At 66.8% G+C, this 19,993-nt stretch carries 19 protein-coding genes; 13 read left to right on the top strand and 6 right to left on the bottom strand.

Annotation, left to right across the window (positions count from 1 at the left end; genetic code table 11):
• Window positions 1–11 precede the first annotated feature (11 nt).
• A complete protein-coding gene (gene ygfZ, locus RIC54_RS22455) occupies window positions 12–920 on the bottom strand; it encodes a CAF17-like 4Fe-4S cluster assembly/insertion protein YgfZ (RefSeq protein ID WP_350096791.1) in 909 nt (302 codons plus the stop codon).
• 96 nt (window positions 921–1,016) lie between these two features.
• Between ygfZ and RIC54_RS22450 the strand changes: the two genes are divergently transcribed.
• Window positions 1,017–1,970, top strand: a complete 954-nt coding sequence (locus RIC54_RS22450; protein WP_350096789.1) for a glycosyltransferase family 9 protein — start codon at window positions 1,017–1,019, stop codon at window positions 1,968–1,970.
• A gap of 9 nt (window positions 1,971–1,979) precedes the next feature.
• Here the strand turns inward: RIC54_RS22450 and RIC54_RS22445 are convergent, their stop codons facing one another.
• Window positions 1,980–2,489, bottom strand: a complete 510-nt coding sequence (locus RIC54_RS22445; protein WP_350096787.1) for a PAS domain-containing protein — start codon at window positions 2,487–2,489, stop codon at window positions 1,980–1,982.
• Window positions 2,490–2,525: 36 nt separating this feature from the next.
• Window positions 2,526–3,560 carry a glycosyltransferase family 9 protein gene (locus RIC54_RS22440; protein ID WP_350096785.1) on the bottom strand — a complete coding sequence of 345 codons (1,035 nt, stop codon included), beginning with the start codon at window positions 3,558–3,560 and terminating at the stop codon, window positions 2,526–2,528.
• Window positions 3,561–3,641: 81 nt separating this feature from the next.
• Here RIC54_RS22440 and RIC54_RS22435 point away from each other — a divergent pair, with 81 nt between their 5' ends.
• Complete coding sequence (locus RIC54_RS22435) at window positions 3,642–4,160, top strand: dihydrofolate reductase family protein (RefSeq protein WP_350096783.1); 519 nt, start codon at window positions 3,642–3,644, stop codon at window positions 4,158–4,160.
• A 65-nt stretch (window positions 4,161–4,225) separates the two neighbouring features.
• Entirely contained in the window at window positions 4,226–5,116 is an 891-nt protein-coding gene (locus tag RIC54_RS22430; RefSeq protein WP_350096781.1) for a TauD/TfdA dioxygenase family protein, read from the top strand.
• 10 nt (window positions 5,117–5,126) lie between these two features.
• Here RIC54_RS22430 and RIC54_RS22425 read toward each other — a convergent pair whose 3' ends face one another.
• A complete protein-coding gene (locus RIC54_RS22425) occupies window positions 5,127–6,392 on the bottom strand; it encodes an MFS transporter (protein WP_350096779.1) in 1,266 nt (421 codons plus the stop codon).
• A gap of 207 nt (window positions 6,393–6,599) precedes the next feature.
• On the opposite strand from RIC54_RS22425, the gene RIC54_RS22420 reads away from it, so the two are divergent.
• The 4 genes from RIC54_RS22420 (at window position 6,600) to RIC54_RS22405 (ending at window position 11,283) form a co-directional block, all read left to right on the top strand.
• Window positions 6,600–7,499 carry a dihydrodipicolinate synthase family protein gene (locus RIC54_RS22420; RefSeq protein WP_350096777.1) on the top strand — a complete coding sequence of 300 codons (900 nt, stop codon included), beginning with the start codon at window positions 6,600–6,602 and terminating at the stop codon, window positions 7,497–7,499.
• Window positions 7,496–8,203, top strand: coding sequence for an alpha/beta fold hydrolase (locus RIC54_RS22415; protein WP_350096775.1), 708 nt, complete (start codon window positions 7,496–7,498; stop codon window positions 8,201–8,203). Before RIC54_RS22420 ends, RIC54_RS22415 begins: the two co-directional genes overlap by 4 nt.
• A 183-nt stretch (window positions 8,204–8,386) precedes the next feature.
• Window positions 8,387–10,510, top strand: a complete 2,124-nt coding sequence (locus RIC54_RS22410; RefSeq protein WP_350096773.1) for a VTT domain-containing protein — start codon at window positions 8,387–8,389, stop codon at window positions 10,508–10,510.
• Window positions 10,507–11,283: an endonuclease/exonuclease/phosphatase family protein gene (locus RIC54_RS22405; RefSeq protein WP_350096771.1), complete on the top strand. Its 777-nt coding sequence runs from the start codon at window positions 10,507–10,509 to the stop codon at window positions 11,281–11,283. The genes RIC54_RS22410 and RIC54_RS22405 overlap by 4 nt, the downstream gene beginning before the upstream one ends.
• On the opposite strand, the gene RIC54_RS22400 is transcribed toward RIC54_RS22405, so the two are convergent.
• Together RIC54_RS22400 and bcp are read right to left on the bottom strand one after the other, a co-directional pair.
• Window positions 11,199–11,534: a TfoX/Sxy family protein gene (locus tag RIC54_RS22400; RefSeq protein WP_350096769.1), complete on the bottom strand. Its 336-nt coding sequence runs from the start codon at window positions 11,532–11,534 to the stop codon at window positions 11,199–11,201. The genes RIC54_RS22405 and RIC54_RS22400 overlap by 85 nt on opposite strands.
• 12 nt (window positions 11,535–11,546) lie before the next feature.
• On the bottom strand, window positions 11,547–12,011 hold the full coding sequence (gene bcp, locus RIC54_RS22395) for a thioredoxin-dependent thiol peroxidase (protein WP_350096767.1): 465 nt from the start codon (window positions 12,009–12,011) through the stop codon (window positions 11,547–11,549).
• Window positions 12,012–12,192: 181 nt separating this feature from the next.
• Between bcp and RIC54_RS22390 the strand changes: the two genes are divergently transcribed.
• The 6 genes from RIC54_RS22390 to RIC54_RS22365 all read left to right on the top strand — a co-directional run bounded on the left by RIC54_RS22390 (window position 12,193) and on the right by RIC54_RS22365 (window position 19,971).
• Complete coding sequence (locus RIC54_RS22390; RefSeq protein ID WP_350096765.1) at window positions 12,193–13,578, top strand: tetratricopeptide repeat protein; 1,386 nt, start codon at window positions 12,193–12,195, stop codon at window positions 13,576–13,578.
• A gap of 62 nt (window positions 13,579–13,640) precedes the next feature.
• Window positions 13,641–13,958: a hypothetical protein gene (locus tag RIC54_RS22385; protein WP_350096763.1), complete on the top strand. Its 318-nt coding sequence runs from the start codon at window positions 13,641–13,643 to the stop codon at window positions 13,956–13,958.
• Between the two features lie 96 nt (window positions 13,959–14,054).
• Window positions 14,055–15,743 (top strand): NAD+ synthase, encoded by a 1,689-nt coding sequence (locus RIC54_RS22380; protein WP_350151430.1) that lies wholly within the window; start codon window positions 14,055–14,057, stop codon window positions 15,741–15,743.
• Between the two features lie 210 nt (window positions 15,744–15,953).
• Window positions 15,954–17,342 (top strand): cysteine--tRNA ligase, encoded by a 1,389-nt coding sequence (cysS, locus tag RIC54_RS22375; protein WP_350096761.1) that lies wholly within the window; start codon window positions 15,954–15,956, stop codon window positions 17,340–17,342.
• A 217-nt stretch (window positions 17,343–17,559) separates the two neighbouring features.
• Window positions 17,560–19,173: a citramalate synthase gene (gene cimA, locus RIC54_RS22370; protein ID WP_350096759.1), complete on the top strand. Its 1,614-nt coding sequence runs from the start codon at window positions 17,560–17,562 to the stop codon at window positions 19,171–19,173.
• 3 nt (window positions 19,174–19,176) lie between these two features.
• Window positions 19,177–19,971 (top strand): RNA methyltransferase, encoded by a 795-nt coding sequence (locus tag RIC54_RS22365; RefSeq protein WP_350096757.1) that lies wholly within the window; start codon window positions 19,177–19,179, stop codon window positions 19,969–19,971.
• Window positions 19,972–19,993 lie beyond the last annotated feature (22 nt).

Below are 19,993 nucleotides of genomic sequence, written 5' to 3'. Positions count from 1 at the left end.
CTCTTTGTGCGTCAGAACTTTGCCCAGGCCGGGCGGCTGGCGATCACGGTGGACTCGCCGGCCATCAGCGGCAGGCCCGCCTGGAACGCCTCCTCCAGCCGGTTCAGCCGGATCATGGCCAGACCGGTGCCGTTGACGTCGCCGTCGGGGATCACCGTGCGGACCTCGCCGGCCTCACGGCCGTCCAGGGTGATCAACGTGCCGGGCGCCGGCAGGGGGCCATTGATGGTGATCGGCATCAGCCGGCGCTTGACGAGCCCGCGGTACTTGGTGCGGGCGGTCAACTCCTGGCCCATATAGCAGCCCTTGTCGAAGTCGACACCGCCCAGTTCCTCGAATCCGGCTTCCAGCAGCACGGTTTTCTCGACCGCCATGTCCCGGCTGCCGTCGGCCAGGCCGAGGGCGACCCGCTGGCGGTCGTAAGCCTCCAGATTGGTGGCCGGCGAGCCGACCACGTTCAGGACGCCGTCATCCGCGCTGGCCGGCAGCAAGACCCGGGCGCCCATCTCGGCATGGCGCGGGTCGACATAGGCAACCCCGCCGCCGAACGGGACGGCGGTGCCCCTCTCGGCGGGCAGGCCAAGCGTGGATACCGCCTCCTCGCCGAGCACGACGGCGGTGCGGTATCCACCCTGGCTGAGTTCGATCTTGGAACGCAGCTTGTACATCCGCAGGCGCTTGAAGAAGTCGTCAACCCGGTCGCCCTCGGTATCAAGGACGAGCGCGTCGCCATCGGCGACCAGGAAGAAATCGAACAGGAACTTGCCCTGCGCGGTCAGGAAGGCGCCATACCCGGCCCTGTCCATCGTGACCTTCGTCACGTCGTTCGACACAAGCCCCTGCAGGAACGCGACCCGGTCGGGGCCGTCGATCCTCAGAAACCCGCGCGATTGCACAAAATAGTACCAGCCCTTGGCCATTCCCGTTCCCCGTAAGGTTCCCGTTCAGGTATGTCGCGGGGAACGCCGTGGCAAGGGTGCTCGCATGGGCTGCGGGTTGCCCCTATAAGGCGGACCATGCGGATTCTGTTCATCTCGTCGACCCGGCTCGGCGACGCCATCCTGTCGTCCGGTGCGCTTGACTGGCTGCTGCGGCGCACATCCGACGCGCATGTGACCGTGGCCTGCGGACCGGTTGCGGCCGAACTGTTTCAGTCCGTTCCGGAAGTCAGGCGTGTCATTCCGATGCGCAAAGGGCCCTGGCAGGCGCAATGGCGCGGGTTGTGGCTCGAAACGGTCGGCACTCGATGGGATCTGGTGGTCGATCTGCGCGGTTCGGCGTTTGCCTGGACGGTCCGCAGTCGGGAACGTCGCGTGTTCCGGACACCGTCGGGCGCAGGGCATCGGGTCGACCAGATTCGCGACGGCCTGCGCCTTGACGGTGAGACAGAGCCGAGGTTGTGGATCGGGGATCCCGACAGGCGCCGTGCGCACGAGATCCTGGGAGACGAACGCAGTCCGGTCCTGGCTCTGGCGCCGACCGCCAACTGGCCGCCAAAGGCCTGGGCGGCGGAGCGCTTCGTCGCGTTGTTCGAGATGTTGACCGGCCCCGAGGGCGCATTGCCCGGTGCACGGATCCTGGTTGCCGGAGGACCCGGCGAGCGGGCGCTGGCGCAACCGGTCCTGGACGCGGTGCCCGCAGCACGACGGCTTGACCTGGTCGGCACCCAGCCGTTGATGACGCTAGCCGCCTGCCTGGAGCGGTGCCGTCTGGTGGTCGCGAACGACAGCGGGCTGATGCATCTGGCCGCATCGGCGGGCGCACCGGTTCTGGGCCTGTTCGGGCCGAGCGACGAGCGACACTATGCGCCGCGTGGCCCACGGGCCGCCTGGGTGCGTTCCGACGAGACCTCTGCTGCGTTGTTGTCACGATCTGGTCAGGTCAACGACGCACCGGCGGCACTGATGGCCGGATTGCCGGTCGGGCGTGTGGTCGACGCGGTGGGGGCGTTGCTGGCACGAACCGGGTGAGCGCAGGCGCTACGCGGTCGTATCCTCGGGTTGCGGCGTCAATTCCAACGGCTCGTAATACAGTCGCCCGATAAGGCTGTCGTCCGTGTAGGAGAATGACGACCCGCGAAGGATCATGCTGACCCGTTCGTCATCATCGACCAGGGGCAGTTCTATCGCCTCCATCACCAACCACTTCTGGCCGTTCCAGGTCAGCCGGGAGTGCCGGCGGAACGGGCGTTTCTCGACGGTGATGCGCACCAGCGTGTCGAACACCTCCTGTGTTGCCGGACCATACAGGTCTCCCTCGACGAACCGTCCGGTCGCGTCGCGACCCAGCGCATGCGTGACGGCCGTTCCGACGAGACGGTGACGGAAGCGCAGAGGCTCGTACAGAACATCAATCAGGTTGATGATCGGCAGCAGGCTCGGGATCTCGAGGGGGTCCAGGTCGCTGCGGTGCGGCGCCAGTCGATTGCCGCGTTTGGCGGTCCAGTAGGCCAGAAGGCGCTTCAGATTGGTGTCGGACAGGGTCGGCAAGAGCAGGCTCTTTCAGAAACCTTTAAAATGCACGGTCTACGAGCAATCGGCGGTCATCCTATCATCACTGTCCGATCGCTTGATCATCATTGTGTGCATGGTGATCTCAAACACGAGATCTACGGCGATCTCTACCATCCGATTGACCCGATACTCGGTCCCGCCGGCCGGCTGGATCGCCGTGAGGTTGGAATACTGCGTCAGCGGTAGAGAGCCACCGAACAGGCCTATCGTTGTGGCGTCGGTCGATGCGGCCAAATTGAGCAGGCCCGTATCGTTACCAATCACCGCGTCACACGCGCCAGCCAAGGCGGCGGCCTCGCCGAGCGGCAGGCCGAGTGCCGGGACGATCTCCGCTCCGTCGACCGCCCGGATCGCCTCGACCATGGCCCGTTCGGAAGGACCGCCGATCGCGAACACCGTCGCGCCGGTTGCCTGTCGCAGCCGAACGGTGAGTTCGGCGAACCGGTCGGCACCCCATTGCTTGAACGGCTCGCTGGAGCCGATGCCGAGGCCGATCCAGGGCCGTGGCAGGGTGCCAAAGGAGGCTGCAACTCGCTCGACCGCCGTTGGTGCCGGCAGGTAGTGCGGTGTCGGATCGATCTGGATGTCGTGCAGGGTCAACAGCGATGTCGCCTTCTCGACGGTCGGGCGGTGGCGGCCGCCTCGGTCGAGGATCCGGTGATCGCTCAGGTGCCAACGTTGCCGGCCGGTGCCGTATCCGATGCGGTTCGGAATACCCGCAAGTTGGGCCGCAAGGGCGTAACGAGCCGAGTCGTGGAGGATCCAGACGGTATCGAAGCCGTGAGTCCGAAGGTCAGATGCCAGTCGCCAGCCACCAAACGCGCCGTCGTGCCGGCGAGGAGGCTCGCCGCTCTGGGCACGTTCCAGCCACAGCACCCGCCGGACGAACGATGAACCATCGAACAACTCGTCGGCCCGCGACCGCCGTTTGGTCAGCACGGTGATCGTTTGGTCGGGGCTGGTCCGCGCGATCGCCTCGAGGTGCGGCAGATGCCAAACCATGTCGCCGATGCCGGGTAGTGGTTGGATGACGAGGGTGCCGCTCACCCGTGTGCTCCGTCGCTTGAACCAAGGTCCTCCCTACACCACAATCCGCGCCCCGTCATGGACTGGTCGAGGAGAACCCCGGTGAGCGACGCCTGCTTTCGCCTTTACATGGCGATCAGCCTGGACGGCATGATCGCCGATGCCGAGGGCGGTGTGGAGTGGCTGAACCGCTGGGACGATGTCGACTACGGCACCGCAACCTTCATGACCGAGGTCGACGTCCTGGTCATGGGCCGGGCGACCTATGATCAGGTTCTCGGTTTCGGCCAGTGGCCCTATGCCGGCAAGCGGGCGTTCGTGCTGACCTCCCGGCCGATCGGGGACGCGCCGGAGGGGGTCGAGGGAACCTCGGACATTGCAGGGCTGGTCGCCGAGTTGCGGGACGAGGGCGCGCAAGTGTGGATCGTCGGCGGCGCCGAGACCGTTTCGGCGTGCATCTCCATGGGGGCGATTGATACGGTCGAGCTCTTCGTCATGCCGGTGCTGCTCGGCGAGGGTGTTCCCTTGTTCGTCGGTGATGGCCCCGAATTGCCCCTGGTCCTGCGCGAGAATAAATCATGGCCGAACGGCGTGGTGGGGATGGTCTACGACGTCGCCTAGGTTGTGCCCCTTGCGGTCGGACGTATCGGGAGTAGGCTTTCGAGAAAGCGCCCCGGAGGACTCCCATGGATACGGCCGTTGAACATCGTCCTGCATCAGCCACTGACCGCCCGTTCGAGGTTCGGCCGCTGCATCCGGCGCTGGGTGCCGAGATCGTCGGGATCACGCTGGAAGAGGCGGTGGGCGAAGCGGTGTTCGCCAAGATCTACGACGTGTTCCTGGAGCGTGGCCTGATCCTGTTTCACGACGTCGATCTGCCGCCGGCCACCCAGGTGGCGTTCGCGCGCCGCTTCGGCGAGGTGCAGGTTCATGTGATGAACCAATACCACGGCTACGCCGACCATCCCGAGATCTACCGGCTGGCCAATCTGGACGCGGATGGCAACCCGAACGGCAAGCACCCCGACATGGGGACCTTGTACTGGCACACCGATGGGTCGTGGCGCCCGACCACCGGACACGCCACCATGATGTACTCCGAGATGGTGCCGTCCGAGGGCGGCGAGACGCATTTCGCGGACATGTACGGTGCCTACGAAGCGTTGAGCCCGCAGTGGAAGGAACGCCTGAGCGGGCTCAAGGCGTTCCACAACCTCGACTTCTCCCGGACCCGCCGTCATGGCCACGACCCGATGACGGAGGAGCAGAAGGCCAAGGTCCCGCCGGTCGCCCATCCGGTGGTGCGCACCCATCCTGAGACCGGCCGCAAGTCCTTGTTTCTGGGTGATCACGCCGAGTGGATCGAGGGAATGGACTATGCCGAAGGTCGGGCGCTGATCGAGGAGGTCAACGCGATGGCAACCCCGGACCATCTGGTCTACCGCCACCACTGGTCGCCGCGCCAGTGCATCGTCTGGGACAACCGCTGCCTGCTGCACCGGGCGACCGAATACGATCCGGCGACCGAGCGACGGGTGATGCGGCGCTGCACCGTCCTCGGCGACCGTCCTTACTGATCGGGCCGGTTCAGCGGCGGATCTGCTCGATTCGCGGAAGGAACACCGTCAGCAGGCCCATCACCGGCAGGTATGCGCAGATCTGGTAGACCGTCTCCAGGCTGGTCCAGTCGGCGATCTCGCCCAGTGCGGCGGCACCAATCCCGCCGAGGCCGAACGAGAACCCGAAGAACAGCCCGGCGACCAGCCCGACCTTTCCCGGCATCAGATCCTGGGCGTAGACCAGGATCGCCGAGAACGCCGACGCCATGATCAGTCCGATCACCACGGACAGCACGAGCGTCCAGGTCAGCCCGACATGCGGCAACGCCAGGGTGAACGGCAGCACGCCCAGGATCGAGAACCAGATCACCGGGATCCGGCCGATGCGGTCGCCGATCCAGCCGCCGGCCAACGTGCCGACCACCAGGGCGCCCAGGAAAGCGAACAGGGCGACCTGCGCGCTCTGCACCGACAGGCCGAACTTACCGATCAGGTAGAAGGTGTAGTAGGAGCTCAGACTGGCGCTGTAGACGTTCTTGGAGAACAGCAGCGCCACCAGGATGGCGATCGCGAACAGCACCTGTCCGCGCGACAGGACGATCGGTTCGCCCTTGGCACCCAGCCGCGGTTTCGGCTTCGGTTTCGCCAGATGACGGTTGCGGGTGTACCAACTGCCGACCGCGGTCAGCACGATCATCGCCACCAAGGCGGCGGCCGAGAACCAGACGATGCTGGACTGGCCGCGCGGCACAACGATGAAGGCGGCGAGCAGCGGCCCGATCGCCGATCCCGTGTTGCCGCCGACCTGGAACAGCGACTGGGCGAACCCGTGGCGCCCGCCCGACGCCATGCGCGCGACCCGCGACGCTTCGGGATGAAACACCGATGAGCCGACGCCGATCAGCGCCGCGGCCGTCAGGATCACCGGGTAGCTCGCCGCCATCGACATCAACACCAGGCCGACCAGCGTGAAGCCCATCCCGATGGCCAGCGAATACGGCATCGGCCGCTTGTCGGTGTACATCCCGACCAGCGGCTGCAGCATCGACGCCGTCACCTGGAACGTCAGCGTGATCAGGCCGATCTGCGCGAAGTCGAGGTGGTAGCTGTCCTTCAGGATCGGATAGATCGCCGGGACCATCGACTGCATCATGTCGTTCAGCAGATGGCAGAAGCTGAGCGACAGGATGATGCCGAAGGTCGCGACGTCGGCGCCGCTTGATGTGTCGGTCGGTTGACTTGGCGCAGGGGTGTCGGCCGCCATCGGGCCGGCGGTCGTGGCATTCTCGCTCACCGGATCAGTCCATCGGAAGGGCGACCGCCGATCGGCCGCGACCGTCGCAGTATGACGGCGGCGTGACACCCGGCAAGCCGCGGATGGCGATGGCTGTCATGCGCAACCGTGATGTGCAAAGGGTGCGTTGCCAGGGTCGGCCGTGCCGGTGCACCATCGCCGCCAACGTCGGCGCAGACCGTCGCAAATCTGAGGCAGGAGGGAACGATGCCGCCGCCGGCGATTCACGGAATCTATCCGATGCTCTACGCGCTGTTCGGTGCCGACGGACGCCTGGACCAGGGCATGCACGCGGCGCAGGTCGAGGCCTGCATCGCGGCCGGCGTCCATGGCCTCGCGGTCGGCGGGCTGGCAAGCGAGTGCAACAAGCTCACTGTCGAGGAACGGCATGATCTGGCGCGCTGGACGCTCGATGCCACGGCCGGTCGTGTGCCGGTCAGCGTCACGGTCTCCGACAACACCGTCGGCGGTCAGATCGACACCGTGAAGCGCGCCGCTGATGGAGGCGCTCAGTGGGCGGTGCTGCAGCCGCCGCCGGTGAAGTCCGCCAGCGAGGCCGCATTGATTGACTTCTTCGGCGCCGTCGGCGACGCGTCGCCGATCCCGATCGGCATCCAGAACGCGCCCGAATATATCGGTATCGGGTTGTCGAATGCCGGGCTGATCGAGTTGAACCGCCGGCACCCCAACGTCTCGATCCTGAAGGCGGAGGGGGCGGCGCTGACCATCGGCCGGTTGGCCGAGGACGCGGGCGGGGCGTTCACGTTGTTCAATGGTCGCAACGGCATTGAGCTTCTGGACAGCCTGCGCTCGGGCTGCGCCGGGCTGATCCCGGGGGTCGAGACCTGTGACGTGCAGAGCCGGATCTACGACCTGCACCGAGCCGGAAAAGACGACGAGGCCGATGCCGCGTTCAAGGAGGTGCTGCCGCTGCTGCACTTCCTGATGAGCACGATCGATCACTTGATGTGCTACGGAAAGCGGTTGGCGGCGCGGCGGATCGACCTCGGCGAGGTCTACGACCGAGGGCCGGCCCAGGCGCCGCATCCGGTAGGGATGCGAGTGCTCGATCACTGGTCCAAGGGTTTGGGGAGATTGCCGTCATGACGACCTATGTCCTGGTTCACGGCGCGTGGCGCGGTGGCTGGTGCTGGGTGCGGGTCGCCGACCGGCTGCGTGCTGCCGGCCACACGGTGTTCACACCGACCCTCAGCGGGCTTGCCGAGCACGCGCACACGCTGACGCCGACCATCAGCCTGCAGACCCACATCAAGGACGTTGCCCGCCTGCTGCAGTGGGAAGAACTGCGCGACGTCGTCCTGGTCGGGCACTCCTACGGCGGCATGGTGATCACCGGCGCTGCTGACCGGGTCGCCGACCGGGTCCGTACTCTGGCGTTCGTCGACGCGCTGCTGCCCAAGCATGGTCAGTCGGCCTTCGATCTGCGCACACCTGAAGCCAACGCCCAGATCCGGGAGCGGGCTCGCACCCAGGGCGGCGGGTGGAGGATTCCGCCGACCACCGCCGAGGCGTTCATGGTCAATCCGGCCGACCGGGCCTGGGTGGATGCAAAATGCACCGACCTGCCGATCGGATGCTTCAGCGAGAAGCTACACCTGTCAGGTGCCGGAGACCGGATCGCGGACCGTGTCTATGTCCGTGCCGGGTCCTATCCGAATCCGGCATTCGATGCGGCGCTGGAGATGGCACGGGCCGACAGCCGTTTCCGCTGCCACGTGGTCGATTGCGGCCATGACATCATGGTGGACGCGCCGGAGGAACTGACGCGCATCCTGTTGGAAAGCGCCTGATTTCCAGGTCGCCCGTGGCGGTGCCCTGCGCTGAGTAGCGGAACGCTGTCCCTGGTCGTGCGTTGGCTAGGCGAGGGTCACTGATGCCACGGGCATCGGCGGCTCGTCGTTCGCTTGAAGCCATCCGCACGGGAGCCGACCCTGAACACCATGCATCCCATCGCTGGCGATGCCGAGGCAGACTTGAGTCTCGAGCAGGCCGCTTGGCGCGTCTGCCGGGCGCGTCGGGCGCGGGTGCTGGTCGACGGTTCCGGATACTTCGGTGCCGTTCGTGAGGTGTTGAAACGCGCCCGGCACCGGATCGTCATCGTCGGGTGGGATATCGACAGTCGCACGCCGCTCGCCAGTGACCCGTCCGACACCGGCGACGACATGCCGCTGGAGCTTGGAGCGTTCCTGTGCGAACTGGCCGAGCGGCGGCCCGAGATCGAGATCCGGCTGCTGCTGTGGGACTACTCGCTGTTGTACGCCCTCGAGCGCGAACCGCTGCCGCGCCTGCAACTGGGCTGGACGTCGCCACCGCAAATCGTGCTGTGCGTGGACGGGTTGATTCCGGTAGGTGCATCGCACCACGAGAAGATGGTGATCGTCGACGACAGCGTGGCGTTCTGCGGCGGCCTGGATCTGACCGTCCGGCGCTGGGACACCCCGGATCACGACCCAGACGATTCCCGTCGGGTCGATCCGAAGGGAGAGGCCTATCCGCCGTTCCATGACCTGCAGATGCTGGTCGACGGCGAGGCGGCGGCGGCGCTGGCGGAAGTGGCCCGCTGCCGCTGGAGCGTGGCGACCGGGCGCGATCTGGGCACCGTCCAGGCGGATTCCGACCCATGGCCGCGCGACCTTGAGCCTGACCTGCGGGAAGTCGATGTCGCAATCGCCCGAACCCGGGCGCCGTGCGAGCCGGTCGAGATGGTGCGCGAGGTCGAGGCGACCTTTCGCGCCGCAATCGGCGAGGCCGAGCGGTTCATCTACATCGAGAACCAGTACCTGACGGCGGAGTCGGTGCGTGACGCCCTGATCGCCCGAATGAAACAGCGGCCCCAACTTGAGGTCCTGGCGGTCGTGCCCGGCGACCACAATGGCTGGCTTGAGAAGGGAGCGATGCAGGCTGGACGGATGCGCTTTGTCGCGCACCTGCGCCGGGCCGGGCTGGGCGACCGGTTCCGTCTGGTCTCGCCGGAGATCGACGGCAGGGGCGGTCCGGTCCGGACCAAGGTGCATGCCAAGATCATGGTCGTTGACGATCGAAGCCTGCGGATCGGGTCCTCGAACCTGAACAACCGTTCGATGGGCTTCGACACCGAGTGCGACGTGATCGTCCTGGCCCGCGACGAGGAGCGGCGCATCGCGGTCCGGCGAATCCGCGATTCGCTGATCGCCGAGCACACCGGCGCCGCCATCGACGAGGTCTCGGAAGCACTGGAAGAGCCTGGCGCTGTCCTGGAACGGTTGACGGCCCTGCACAGCGATACCCGCCGGTTCATCGTGGTGGAGGACGATCCGGAGCTGGAAAAGGCACTGCCGGACACCGTCGCGACCCTGGCAGACCCCGACCGGCCCTGGCCGGAGGTCATCTCGCTGGAGGGCCTGATCGATCGGCGGTCAAGGCGGCGGTGGATCTCGAAATGGCCGGTGGCCGCGGTGGCTCTGGCGGTTGTGGCCTTGGTCCTGCTGTGGCGATACTCGCCGCTGGAGGAGTGGACACGGCTGGACCATCTGGTCGGCCCGATGCGCATGGTGGCCGCGTCACAGTGGGCGCCGATCGCGACAATTGGCGTGTACCTCGCCGGCGGGTTGACGGTGTTCCCGATCACCGTGCTGATCGCGGTGACGGCCATGGTCTTCGGTCCCTGGGAAGGAGTGCTGTACTCGCTGCTCGGCTCGGTGGTGGCCGCCTTGGCGGGCTATGCGATCGGCCGGATCGCCTGGCGACGGTCACCGTCGATCTGGAAGGCGCGCGACGGGCGGGTCGGGCGTCTGATCCAGATGTTCGCTGGCAACGGCGTCATCGGCATCGCCAGCCTGCGGATGCTGCCGATCGCACCGTTCATGTTCATCAACGTGGCAGCCGGCGCGGCGCGCGTGCCGTTCCTCGACTTCGCGGTCGGCTCGGCGCTCGGCCTGGGCCCGGGCATCATCGCATTCAACCTGATGGGCGTGCAGTTGCAGACCGTCCTGACGGACGGTCGGCCGGAAGACGTCGGCATCCTGGTGCTTCTCCTGGCCGGATGGATCGGTGTCTCCGTGCTGCTGCAGAAGCTGATCAACCGCTACGCCGGACCCTTGCGGAAGCGGGCGAAGTGAATTCGGTTCGCGCGCTGACATGGAACATTCACGGATTTCTCGGCCAGGACGGGAGCTTCGATCCTGAGCGTGTATGCCGAACTATCGCTGGTCTGGCGCCTGACATCGCCGCGATCCAGGAGGTTGTCGGACCGGAGTGCGGGGTCGACGGGGCTGCTGTGCTGCGGGCATCCATGCCGGGCGCCGAGGCGATCGAGGCGAATGTCGAGCGCCGGATCGAAGGCATCTACGGCCAGATGCTTCTGAGCCGCTTGCCGGTGCGGCACTGGACGAAAGTCGACATCTCGGTCGAACGTCGCGAGCCGCGCCGGGCGATCGATGCCGTGGTGGATGCGCCGGGCGGAGCGATGCGGGTGATCTGCACCCATCTCGGGCTTGCGGGAGCGGAACGGCGTTTCCAGGTCGGTGCCCTGTGCCGTCTGCTCGATGCCGATCCAGGGATCGACACATTGGTCCTGGGGGACGTCAACGACTGGCGGCGCGGCGGCATGTCCGAGCGCTGTCTGGCGCCGGTGCTCGGCGCGGGTACCAGACACCGCACCTTCCCTGCCGCGTTTCCGCTGTTTCCGCTCGACCGGATTTGGTTCCGGCCGTCGGCACGTGTGATCCGGACCAGGGTCGTGCGCGAAGCCGGGCTGGCGTCCGATCACCTGCCGGTGATCGCGGACATTGGGACACCTCTCCGGGATCAGCGCGAGGCGGAGGAGATTGCCCGGTCGAGCCAGGTGTCGAGTGTGTCGGAACCGACGATGGCATCGGCCGGCAGGGTGTAGAACACGAGGCGCGATGGCCGGTCGAGGCTCATCTGGAACGGCCGGCATCCGGCCGCTACGAACAGCGGCCGGGTCGCGGCGTTTACCTTGAGGTAGAGCGCGCCGTGGAAGACGATTGCCACGAACCGGTCGTCGCACCACACGCCGTGGCCGCCGAACATCGCCTTTGTTCGTACCGGGCCGCGGGTCTCGAACCGGTCGATCACCGCGCGGATGTCGGGCGGGATTGGCGGCGTTTTCGGATCGCGCACCACCGTTCCGCCCTACAGCGCCTGTACGGCGGCCAGGACCTCGTCGACGTGGCCCTTCACCTTGACCTTGCGCCAAATGCTGCGAATCACGCCGGCGCCGTCGATCAGGTAGGTGGCCCGCTCGATGCCCATCGACTTGCGGCCATACATCGACTTCTCGACCCACACGCCGTAGGCCTCGGTGACCGCGCCGCTCTCGTCGGAACCCAGGGTGAACGGCAACTCGTACTTGGCCTTGAACTTGTCGTGCTTGGCGACAGTGTCGCGGCTGACTCCGACGATCGCGGCATCGACCTTGGAGAAATCGGGCAACGCGTCGCGGAAGCCGCAGGCTTCGGTGGTGCAGCCCGGCGTGTCGTCACGCGGGTAGAAGTACAGCACCACCGGGCGGCCCTTGAGGGACGCCAGCGATACCGTGCCGCCGCCGTCGGTCGGCATCGTGAAGTCGGGGGCCTTGTCGCCGATCTGCAAGGTCATCGGTCGGAATCTCCGGATTTGTTGGACTGCGAACGCGACGTGTACGTTCGGGCTCTGCGCCTGGATGTCAATCACGGTGGGCGCGCGCCCACGTGACTGGAAGCCCGCGCCCATTGCGCCTACCTTAATCGGGCAGGGAGCCGAGCCCACGCGCCGGACCACAGCGACCCCCGAGGATGCCATGACCGTTACCGATCGCCGCGGCCTGCCACTGACGAACGCCACGCCGGTTTGCGCACGGGCGCTTGATGACGCTCTGGAAGATGCCCTGGCTTTTCGCGGCGACCCGATCGGCCGCATCGATGCTGTACTGGCCGAACATCCGGACTTCGTGATGGGGCATGTGTTCAGGGCCGGGCTGCTGACCCAGGAGATGGAGACCCGGATCTACCGCACCATGGTCGGCAGCGTCGAGGCGGCCGAGGCGCTGTGGAGCCAGGCGAATGATCGAGAGCGAGCCCATATCTGCGCGGTCCGGGCCTGGATCGAGGGCGATTTCCACGGCGCCGTTCAGCACTGGGAGACCGGACTGGTCCATGAGCCGCACGATCTTCTGGCGCTGGCGCTGGTCCATCTGACCGACGTGCTGCTGGGCGATGTGGTGGGACAACGCGATTGCGTGGCACGGGTGTTCCCGATGTGGGACGAGTCGGTGCCCGGCTACGAGTTCGTCCTGGCGTTCTACGCCTTCGGGCTGGAGGAGAACCGGGATTTCAGCCGCGGCGAGGAAGCCGGTCGTCGGGCCCTGGCGATCCGGCCGGACCATCCCTACGCGATCCACGCGGTCGCCCACGTCATGGAGATGCAGGGCCGGCAGCTTGGCGGCGTGCACTTCATGACCGAGCGGCGCGACATCTGGGCGAACGGCAATTTCCGCAACCACCTGTGGTGGCACCTGTCGCTGTTCCTGCTCGACCTCGGTCGCAACGACGAGGTGATGTCGATCTACGATAACAACCTGCGCTCCGGCGCGGTCGGCGGCGAACGCTACGAGGAACTGGACTCGGCAGCACTGCTGTGGCGCCTCAATCTGGTCGGCATGGACGTTGGGTCGCGCTGGGCCGACCTGGCCGACAAATGGGAGCCGAGTGCCACCGACACGCTGTACGCCTTCAACGACGTCCACGCGATGATGGCGTTCGCCGGCGACGGCCGTACCGAGGCGCAGGCCCGGTTGCTGACCGCCAACGAGCGCTATCTGGAACACGCCGGCGATGCCAACGCGGCAATGAGCCGGGAGATCGGCTTGCCGTTCTGCCGGGCGCTTCAGGCGTTTGCCGCCAAGGATTACCGGACTTGCGTCGACCAGCTGCTGCCGGTGCGCTACATGAACCACCGGCTCGGTGGCAGCCACGCCCAGCGCGACATCATCGCCTGGACCCTGGTCGAAGCGGCGCTGCGGGCGGGCGACGGGGCACTGGCCCTGGCGCTCGCCAATGAGCGTTGTCAGCTCAAGCCATCCAGCCCGCTGAACTGGCGCCTCGTCGCCCGTGCCCACGAGTTGAAGGGTGACCGGGAACGGGCACGCCGCGCCTGGGCGCGGGCGGAATCGCCGCTGGCGGCGTGACAGCCGCGGCGACCGGCCGTTAAGCTCTCCCCGAACTGGCGATGGAGTGGGGGAGAGCAACGATGAGCGCGGGCGAAGGCGACATTCTGCTGACGGTGATGCTGAAGCATCAGAAGGACAAGAACCTGGCGGAGATCAACGCCAAGCTCGATGCCGCCGGATTCTGGAAGAAGTTCCCGCCGGAAGGCATCGAGGTGGTGTCCTGGTACGTGATGATGGGCATCGGCCAGGTTGTCACCCTCAAGGTTCCGGCGCACCGGCTGCGCGAAGTCAATCTGGCGATCGAACAGTCGGCCTGGGGCGCCTTCGACACCGAGTTCTACCCGACCTACGACTTCCGCGCGGTCTGGGAAGGAATCAAGGCCAAGCAGCAGGGCTGATCGAGCGTGCGCCGCTGTTCCATCTTCGACTTTGCATGAGCATGCTTCCCTGGGGCGCAGTTGCCCCGTTCCTCACTCGGCGCTAAGTGATCCGTCATGACCGATACGCTCACCATCACACTCGCGCAGCTCAATCCCCGGGTTGGCGATATCGCCGGCAACCTCGACAAGCTGCGGCGGGTTCGCGCCCAGGCGGCGGCCGAGGGGGCCGACGTCGTGCTGACGCCCGAGCTCTACCTGTGCGGCTACCCGCCGGAAGACCTGGTGCTGAAGCCGATGTTCGTCGCCGAGATCCGCGACGCGGTAGAGGCGCTGGCACGCGAGACCGGTGACGGCGGACCGGCCGTCCTGGTGGGAGCGCCGTGGCTGGACGACGGCAAGCTGTACAACGCCATGGTGCTGCTGGACGCCGGCCAGGTGGTGACGGCGCGCTACAAGGTCGACCTGCCGAACTACGGCGTGTTCGACGAGAAGCGGGTGTTCGTCGCCGGCCCGCCGCCGGGCCCGATCGACGTACGCGGTGTCCGCATCGGCGTGCCGATCTGCGAGGACATCTGGACTCCGGACGTGGTCGAGTGCGTGGCTGAGACCGGCGGCGAGATCCTGCTGATCCCGAACGGCTCGCCGTTCGAACTGGGCAAGTCGGACGTCCGGGTCCAACTGGCGGTCGCCCGGGTGGTCGAGAGCGGGCTGCCGCTGGTCTACCTCAACCAGATCGGCGGCCAGGACGAGCTGGTGTTCGACGGCGCATCCTTCGTTCTCAATCCCGACCGGTCGCTGGCGCTGCAGATGCCGGCCTGGGACGAGGCGGTGGTCACCACCCGCTGGCGGCGCACTGCAGATGGCTGGGCCTGCGATACCGGCGCGTGCACCAAGCAGCCGGAAGGGCTGGAATCGCTGTACTGCGCCCTGATGACCGGTTTGCGCGACTACGTGACCAAGAACGGCTTTCCCGGCGTGATCCTTGGCATGTCCGGCGGCATCGACTCCGCGATCAGCGCTGCCATCGCGGTCGACGCGCTGGGACCGGACAAGGTGCGCTGCGTAATGATGCCGTCGCCCTATACCTCCGAGCACAGCCTGGAGGATGCGGCGGCGGCGGCGGAGATGATGGGGGTGCAGTACTCCAGCATCAACATCGGTCCCGCCATGCAGGCGTTCGGCGGCATGCTCTCCGAGGCGTTCGCCGGTACAACGCCCGACATCACCGAGGAGAATTTGCAGGCGCGGTCGCGTGGCATCACGCTGATGGCCCTGTCCAACAAGTTCGGCCACATGGTGCTGTCCACCGGCAACAAGTCGGAAATGTCCGTCGGATACGCCACGCTGTACGGCGACATGTGTGGCGGCTATTCGGTGCTGAAGGACGTCTACAAGATGACGGTCTTCGCGCTGTCGACCTGGCGCAACGCGAACAAGCCGGCCGGCGCCCTCGGCCCCGACGGGCCGATGATGCCGGAGCGGATCATCACCAAGCCGCCGTCGGCCGAGCTGCGCCCCGACCAGAAGGACGAGGACAGCCTGCCGCCGTACCCGGTGCTAGACGCCATCCTGGCCGAACTGATCGAAAACGAATCCCCGATCGCCAGCATTGTCGACAAAGGGTTCGACGCGGACACCGTGCTGCGGATCTGGCGGATGCTGGATCGTGCCGAGTACAAGCGCCGCCAGGCCCCGCCGGGAGTAAAAGTGACGGCCCGGTCGTTCGGCCGAGACCGCCGATATCCTCTGACCAACGCGTTCCAGGGCGTCTACCGGCCGGCCCTGCGCCCGGCGGCCGAATAGCGGCGTGGACCGCAACCCGGCGATCTGCTAACCATCGGCTCAGTTGGCGGCCGTGCCGCCTGACAGGAGTACTCGATCCATGTTCGCACGCCGCACGATCGCCACGCTTGGCATCGCGCTGTACCCGACGGCCGACATCTGTCGCTGACGGTTCGCGCACCCGTGTGCGCAGCTGTCCGATGAAGCGACCTGATGCCTGGAGCCGAGACCATGGATCCCCAGCCTGAACTCAAGATCACCAATACGCTGACGCGCGCGAAGGAAGCCTTCCGCCCGATCGACCCGTCGCATGTCCGCATGTATGTGTGCGGGCCCACCGTCTATGACTTCGCCCATGTCGGCAACGCAAGGCCGGTGGTGGTGTTCGACGTGCTGGCCCGGCTGTTGCGCCAGCGCTATCCCAAGGTCACGTACGTTCGGAACATCACCGACGTCGAAGACAAGATCAACGCCCGCGCCAAGGAGAACGGCGAGCCGATCGAGGCGCTGACCGCCCGCACGGCGGCCCAGTACGACGCCGACATGGCCGCCCTGGGCGCGCTGCCGCCGGACGTCGCGCCACGGGCGACCCACCACATCGCCCAGATGATCACCCTGATCGAGCGTCTGATCGCCAAGGGGCACGCCTACGCCGCCGACGGCCATGTGCTGTTCGCGGTCCCGTCGATGCCGGACTACGGCGGTCTGTCGCGACGCGACCGCGACGACATGATCGCCGGCGCCCGGGTCGAGGTGGCGCCGTACAAGCAGGACCCTGCCGACTTCGTGCTGTGGAAGCCGTCGAGCGACGACATCCCCGGCTGGGACAGCCCGTGGGGTCGCGGCCGGCCCGGCTGGCACATCGAGTGCTCGGCAATGTCGTGGGAGCATCTCGGCGAGACCTTCGATATCCACGGCGGCGGGCTCGACCTGATCTTCCCGCACCACGAGAACGAGATCGCCCAGTCGCGCTGCGCCTTCGGCACCCACACCATGGCCAACTACTGGATGCACAACGGCTTCGTGACGGTCGAGGGCGAGAAGATGTCGAAGTCGCTCGGCAACTTCTACACCGTCCACGACGTGCTGAAGGAATGGCCCGGCGAGGCGATCCGCCTGCTGCTGCTGTCCTCCCACTACCGGGCGCCGCTGGATTTCAGCAAATCGGGGCTGAAGGAGGCCAAGGCCCAGCTTGATCGGCTGTATCAGGCGCTGCGGAACGCCAAGGATGTGGAATCCGACGGTGCCGCTGCGACCGCCGATCTGATGGAAGCCCTGCTGGACGACCTGAATGTCCCGCTGGCGATCGCGAAGCTGCACGAAGCAGCCGGCCGCCTGAACAAGGCGACCGACCCGACGGAGCGCTCGGCGGCCAAGGCGGCCTTGCTTGGCGGTGGCGCGCTGCTGGGATTGTTGCAGGCTGATCCCGAGGCCTGGTTCCAGGGCGGAGGCACCGACGATCTGGATCCGGCCGAGATCGACCGGCTGATCCAGGCCCGGGTGGACGCCCGCAAGGGTCGCGATTTCGCCGAGGCCGATCGCATCCGCGACGCCTTGAAGGCGCAGGGCGTTGAGCTCGAGGACGGCCCGCAAGGCACGACCTGGAAGCGGGCGGGGTAGGGATAGGCCGATCGTCGGCCTTGGCAGGGGGATCCCGGATCGACGCGCGTTGCGCGACCCTGGATCCTCCCGCTGCTCAATGGACCATCAGGCGGCGCGGCAGTGGGCGGTTGCCCAACACCGGCTTTGCGCCAATACGCCAGCCCACGCGCTTGTCGCGCCGGGTCGCCGCTGGTAGAGACCGGCACCGCTGATATTCGGCGCCTGGAGATGTGCGATGGCCGGCGACGACCGCGTCTACCTGTTCGATACCACCCTGCGCGACGGGCAGCAGACCCGCGGCGTCGACTTTACGGTTGCCGACAAGGTGGCGATTGCCCGCGCGCTGGACGCGCTTGGCGTGGACTATGTCGAGGGTGGCTGGCCTGGAGCGAACCCGACCGACGATCGGTTCTTCGCCGAACCGCCGACCCTGAAGCAGGCGAAGATCGTGGCGTTCGGCATGACCCGGCGGCCCGGCCGCAGTGCCGAGAACGACCCCGGCCTGGCCGCGATCCTGGATGCGCGGGTGCCGGCGGTCTGTCTGGTCGGCAAGACCTGGGACTTCCACGTCGATGTGGCCCTGGAGATCGATCGGGACGAGAACGTCACGATGATCCGGGATTCGATGGTCCGGTCGCGGGCCGTCGGCCGCGAGGCGATGTTCGACTGCGAGCACTTCTTCGATGGCTTCAAGGCTAACCCGGCCTATGCGCTGGAATGTGCGTCGGCCGCCTACGAGTCGGGCGCGCGGTGGGTGGTGCTGTGCGACACCAACGGCGGGACCCTGCCGCATGAGATCGCGGCAATCGTCGCCGAGGTCGCCAAGACCGTGCCCGGGACCCATCTCGGCATCCACTGCCACAACGATACCGGCAACGCCGTCGCCAACTCGCTGGCCGCAATCCAGGCCGGCGCACGGCAGGTCCAGGGAACAATCAACGGCTTGGGCGAGCGCTGCGGCAACGCCGACCTGATGGTCATCATCCCGAACCTCGTGCTGAAGATGGGCGTCGACTGCGGTGTGACGCCGGAGAAGCTGACCCACCTGACCGCCGTGTCGCGCATGCTGGACGAGCGGCTGAACCGGCCGTCCGACCCGCACCGTGCCTATGTCGGCGCCGCCGCCTTCGCCCACAAGGGCGGCCTCCATGTCTCGGCAGTGCAGAAGGATCCCAAGACCTACGAGCACATCGATCCGCCGCTGGTCGGCAACGAGCGGCATATCCTGGTGTCGGACCAGGCCGGACGCTCGAACATCCTGGCGCGGTTCGCCGAGATCGGCGTTGAGATCGATCCCAAGCACCCGAAGGTGCAGCGGCTGGTCGAGGAGGTTAAGGAGAAGGAGTTCCAGGGCTACGCGTTCGACAGCGCCGAGGCGACATTCGAGTTGCTGGCCCGCCGGCTGATCCACGGGACCCCGGACTACTTCAGCATCGAGCGCTGGCGGGTGATGGACGAGCGGCGCTTCAACGCCCGCGGTACGCTGATCGTGGAGTCCGAGGCAACGGCCACCCTGACCGTCGGCGAGGCGGCGTTCCATGAGGTCGCGGTCGGCAACGGACCGGTCAACGCCCTCGATACGGCGATCCGCAAGGCGCTGGTGCCGCACTATCCGACGATCGAGGGCATGCGCCTGATAGACTACAAGGTGCGCATCCTGCCGCCGTCGCGCGACGGCGACGGTACCGACGCGGTGACGCGGGTGATGATCGAGAGCGCCGACGCGGCCGGGCTGACATGGCGTACCGTCGGGGTGAGCCCGAACATCATCGACGCCTCGATCGAGGCCCTGACCGACGCGCTGATCTGGAAACTGCTGAAGGACGGCGTGTCGGCGCCGGCGGGCTGAACAATGGCCGGTACCGATCGGTCCCGCGGCATGATCGACGGCGCGGTCGGACCCGCCGTCGTGCTGGTTCAGCCGCAGCTGGGCGACAACATCGGGTCGTGCGCCCGGGCCATGCTCAACTGCGGTCTGTTCGACATGCGGCTGGTGAGTCCGCGTGATGGCTGGCCGAACCCGCGTGCCATAGCGATGGCGTCCGGCGCAACGGCGGTCCTGGATCGCGCCCGGGTGTTCGAGACCACGGCCGAAGCGTGCGCCGACCTGAACTATGTCCTGGCAACCACGACCCGCTCCCGGGACATGAAGAAGCCAGCGCTCACTCCGCGGACAGCGGCGGTTGAACTGCGCAAGCGGGTTGCGCTTGGTCAGGGGGTCGGCCTGCTGTTCGGGCCGGAACGCGCCGGGCTGGTGAACGAGGACGTGACGCTGGCCGACGCGGTGTTGTCGGTGCCGCTGAACCCTGGGTTCTCGTCATTGAACCTGGCGCAGGCGGTGCTGCTGATCGGCTACGAGTGGTATCAGGCCGAGGATGCCACGCCGCCGTTGACGATGATGGACGAGGACTCCCCGCCGGTAACCGTCAAGGCCAGGGAGTTCTTCTTCACCAGACTGGAAACGCTGCTGGACGAGGCCGGGTTCTTCTACCCCGACCACCTCGCGCCGACTATCAAGCGCAATCTGCGCACGCTGTTCACCCGTGCCGACATGTCGGAACAGGAAGTGCAGACCCTTCACGGTGTTTTGAAAGCGTTGACCGAAGGGCCACGTCGGCGCTCACGTCGGGATCGCGGGACTTCCTGATTTCTCCGCTCGACCACGTTCG

The sequence above is a fragment of the Thalassobaculum sp. genome, from assembly GCF_040219215.1.
In the GTDB taxonomy this organism is placed as follows: domain Bacteria; phylum Pseudomonadota; class Alphaproteobacteria; order Thalassobaculales; family Thalassobaculaceae; genus Thalassobaculum_A.
Note: the sequence above shows the minus strand (reverse complement) of the source record. Positions and strands in the feature narration are given on the sequence as shown.

What these genes read in the sequence shown, in the direction of transcription:
- ygfZ (WP_350096791.1), bottom strand. Translation starts at nt 920, where the DNA reads ATGGCCAAGGGCTGGTACTATTTTGTGCAATCGCGCGGGTTTCTGAGG.
- RIC54_RS22450 (WP_350096789.1), top strand. Translation starts at nt 1,017, where the DNA reads ATGCGGATTCTGTTCATCTCGTCGACCCGGCTCGGCGACGCCATCCTG.
- RIC54_RS22430 (WP_350096781.1), top strand. Translation starts at nt 4,226, where the DNA reads ATGGATACGGCCGTTGAACATCGTCCTGCATCAGCCACTGACCGCCCG.
- RIC54_RS22420 (WP_350096777.1), top strand. Translation starts at nt 6,600, where the DNA reads ATGCCGCCGCCGGCGATTCACGGAATCTATCCGATGCTCTACGCGCTG.
- RIC54_RS22415 (WP_350096775.1), top strand. Translation starts at nt 7,496, where the DNA reads ATGACGACCTATGTCCTGGTTCACGGCGCGTGGCGCGGTGGCTGGTGC.
- bcp (WP_350096767.1), bottom strand. Translation starts at nt 12,011, where the DNA reads ATGACCTTGCAGATCGGCGACAAGGCCCCCGACTTCACGATGCCGACC.
- RIC54_RS22390 (WP_350096765.1), top strand. Translation starts at nt 12,193, where the DNA reads ATGACCGTTACCGATCGCCGCGGCCTGCCACTGACGAACGCCACGCCG.
- RIC54_RS22385 (WP_350096763.1), top strand. Translation starts at nt 13,641, where the DNA reads ATGAGCGCGGGCGAAGGCGACATTCTGCTGACGGTGATGCTGAAGCAT.
- RIC54_RS22380 (WP_350151430.1), top strand. Translation starts at nt 14,055, where the DNA reads ATGACCGATACGCTCACCATCACACTCGCGCAGCTCAATCCCCGGGTT.
- cysS (WP_350096761.1), top strand. Translation starts at nt 15,954, where the DNA reads ATGGATCCCCAGCCTGAACTCAAGATCACCAATACGCTGACGCGCGCG.
- cimA (WP_350096759.1), top strand. Translation starts at nt 17,560, where the DNA reads ATGGCCGGCGACGACCGCGTCTACCTGTTCGATACCACCCTGCGCGAC.
- RIC54_RS22365 (WP_350096757.1), top strand. Translation starts at nt 19,177, where the DNA reads ATGGCCGGTACCGATCGGTCCCGCGGCATGATCGACGGCGCGGTCGGA.